2 protein-coding genes and 1 pseudogene are annotated in these 2,748 nt (G+C 74.2%); 2 read left to right on the plus strand and 1 reads right to left on the minus strand.

The window, feature by feature from the left end; all coding sequences use genetic code 11:
• Positions 1-465 (minus strand): annotated as a pseudogene (locus tag ACFWGZ_RS40570) (RNA-binding protein); the annotation flags it as partial.
• Between the two features lie 170 nt (positions 466-635).
• On the opposite strand from ACFWGZ_RS40570, the gene ACFWGZ_RS40575 reads away from it, so the two are divergent.
• Both ACFWGZ_RS40575 and ACFWGZ_RS40580 read left to right on the plus strand, forming a co-directional pair.
• Entirely contained in the window at positions 636-2,336 is a 1,701-nt protein-coding gene (locus ACFWGZ_RS40575; RefSeq protein WP_382456901.1) for a DEDD exonuclease domain-containing protein, read from the plus strand.
• A 79-nt stretch (positions 2,337-2,415) separates the two neighbouring features.
• On the plus strand, positions 2,416-2,703 hold the full coding sequence (locus ACFWGZ_RS40580; protein WP_045309335.1) for an Lrp/AsnC family transcriptional regulator: 288 nt from the start codon (positions 2,416-2,418) through the stop codon (positions 2,701-2,703).
• Positions 2,704-2,748: the final 45 nt, after the last annotated feature.

The following is a 2,748-nucleotide window of genomic DNA, read 5'->3' on the forward strand; positions in this document are numbered from 1 at the left end:
CACCACGGCCGCGTCGCGCTCGGCCCGCAGCGTCGCGTCGCCCACCCGCCGCGACACCAGCTCCACGTAGTGCGGCGCGACCTCGTCGCCGGTCAGCACCGCCGCGGCGGCCGCCGTCACCGGGTCCGGCGCGGTCACCTCGAGCGTCGACGGCCGGTTCTTGCGCAGCCACTCCACGACGGCGGTGCGGAAGTTCGCGGAGTCCCGCAGCCCCGCCACGACCTGCGCCCCGCCCAGCCGCGCGCGCTTGGTCGGGGCGAACCTCGCCACCGGCCGCAGGTGCTGCGGCACGTCGACCTTCGCCATCTCGCCCAGCGCGTCCGCGCCCAGCTCCGCGAGCCTCACCCGCAACGGCTCCGGCAGAGCCGACCAGTCCACAGCGGACTCACCGGCGGCCTCGTCCGCGGACTCACCTGCCTCGTCGGCTGGCTCGTCGGTCTCGGGCTCGGGCATCGGGTCGGGCACCCCCACAGGCTAGAGCCCCTCCGCTCGGGCAGCGCACGGACATCTCCGCCCGCGGGAACAACGATCCGGACAAGATCACCGCACACCACTCCAATGGAGCAGCCGCAGGTCACGGTGCCCGGGAGGAGCACCGCCGAAAATTGTCAGACCCCGTCGCTACCGTCGGGGCCGTGACCGGACAACTGTCCTTCGACGAGCTCGGGACGCCCCTGCGCGACACCACGTTCGTCGTCTTCGACCTGGAGACGACCGGGGGCAGCGCCGAGGAGGACGCCGTCACCGAGATAGGCGCGGTGAAGATCCGCGGCGGCGAGGTGCTCGGCGAGTTCGGGACCCTCGTCGACCCCGAGCGGGGCATCCCGCCGATGGTCGCGCAGCTGACCGGCATCACGCAGCTGATGGTCACGGGCGCGCCGACGATGCGGACGGTGCTGCCCGCGTTCCTGGAGTTCGCCGAGGGAGCCGTGCTGGTGGCGCACAACTCGGGCTTCGACGTCGGCTTCATGAAGGCCGCGTGCGAGCGCCAGGGCTACCGCTGGCCCAAACCGGCGGTGGTGTGCACGGTGAAGCTGGCGCGGCGCGTGCTGAGCCGCGACGAGGCGCCGTCGTGCCGCCTGTCCGCCCTCTCCGAGCTGTTCCACACCCGCACCAAGCCCACCCACCGCGCCCTGGCCGACGCCAAGACGACGGTCGAGGTGCTGCACGCCCTGCTCGAACGCGTCGGCAACGTCGGCGTGCACTCCCTCGAGGAGCTGCTCGCCTACCTGCCCGAGGTCACCCCGGAACAGCGGCGCAAGCGCTCGCTGGCCGCCCACCTGCCCTCCAAGCCGGGCGTCTACCTCTTCCGCGGCCCCCAGGAGGAGGTCCTCTACGTCGGCACGGCCTCGGACCTGCGCCGCCGGGTGCGCCAGTACTTCACCGCCAGCGAGGGCCGCCGCCGGCTGCGCGAGATGGTCGCGCTGGCGGTGCGGGTCGACGCCGTCGAGTGCGCCCACCCGCTGGAGGCCGAGGTCCGCGAGCTCCGGCTGCTGCGCGCCCACCGCCCCGCCTACAACCGCCGCTCGAAGAACCCGCACCACGCGTGGTGGCTGGTTCTCACCGAGGAGCCCTTCCCGCGGATCTCGCTGGTCAGGAACCCGAAGGACGGCGCACTGGGTCCGTTCCGCACCCGCCACGCCGCCGAGTCGGTGGCCGACGCCCTCCTGGACGCCGTCCCGCTGCGCTCCTGCAAGATCAAGATCCCGGCCGCGAACCAGCGGGCCTCCCCCTGCGCCCTGGCCGAGCTGGGCCGCTGCCAGGCGCCGTGCGCGGGCCACCAGAGCGTCGCCGAGTACGCCCCGGCGGTCATCGCCGTGCAGGACCTGGTCGTCGGCCGCAACGCCGACCCGCTGCGCGCCCTCGTCACCCAGCTGGGAGACCTCGCCTCCGCCGAACGCTTCGAGGAGGCCGCCCGCCGCCGCGACCGCCTCGCCGGCCTGGTCCGCTCCCTCGACCGCGCCCAGCGCCTGGCCTCCCTGGCCGCGCTGCCCCAGCTCGTGGCGGCCCGCCCGGACCGCGAGGGCGGCTGGCAGTTCTCCGTCGTCCGCTACGGCCGCCTGGCCTCCGCCGGGGTCGCCCCGCGCGGCACCCGCCCCATGCCGGTGGTCGACGCGCTCGTCGCGTCCGCGGAGACCGTCGTGCCGACGCCGGGCCCGCTGCGCGGCGCACCGCCCGAGGAGGCCGGTGTCGTCCTGCGCTGGCTCGACCAGCCGGGCACCCGCCTCGTGTACGCGGACCAGCCGTGGTCCTCCCCCGCCGGTGCCGCGGCGGCCTGGGTGCCGTGGGCCGAGCAGGCGGCGGGAGCCCGGCCAATCCGCGACCTCTGGAACTGACGCCGCCGACGCACGCCGCCGATCACCGGGTAGGGCAGACTACGGGTGCTCCGGACACCTGAGACCCGAGGAGGACGCCGTGGTCACCGCCATCGTGCTGATCCAGGCCGCCGCCGAACGCATTCCCGAGGCCGCGCAGGAGATCGCCGACATCGACGGAGTCACGGAGGTGTACTCCTGCGCGGGCGACGTCGACCTGATCGCGCTGGTGCGCGTCAGCAAGCACGAGGACCTGGCCGCACTGGTCCCCGGCAAGATCAGCAAGGTCGCGGGCGTGCTGAACACCGACACGCACATCGCGTTCCGCAGCTACTCGAAGCGCGACGACGAGGCCGCGTTCGCCATCGGCCTGGACGACGCCCAGTAGGGAGTCCCCCGACCAACGCGAAAGGCCCCCGTGAGAGTTCACGGG

It is taken from the genome of Lentzea sp. NPDC060358, assembly GCF_042725365.1.
GTDB lineage: Bacteria > Actinomycetota > Actinomycetes > Mycobacteriales > Pseudonocardiaceae > Lentzea.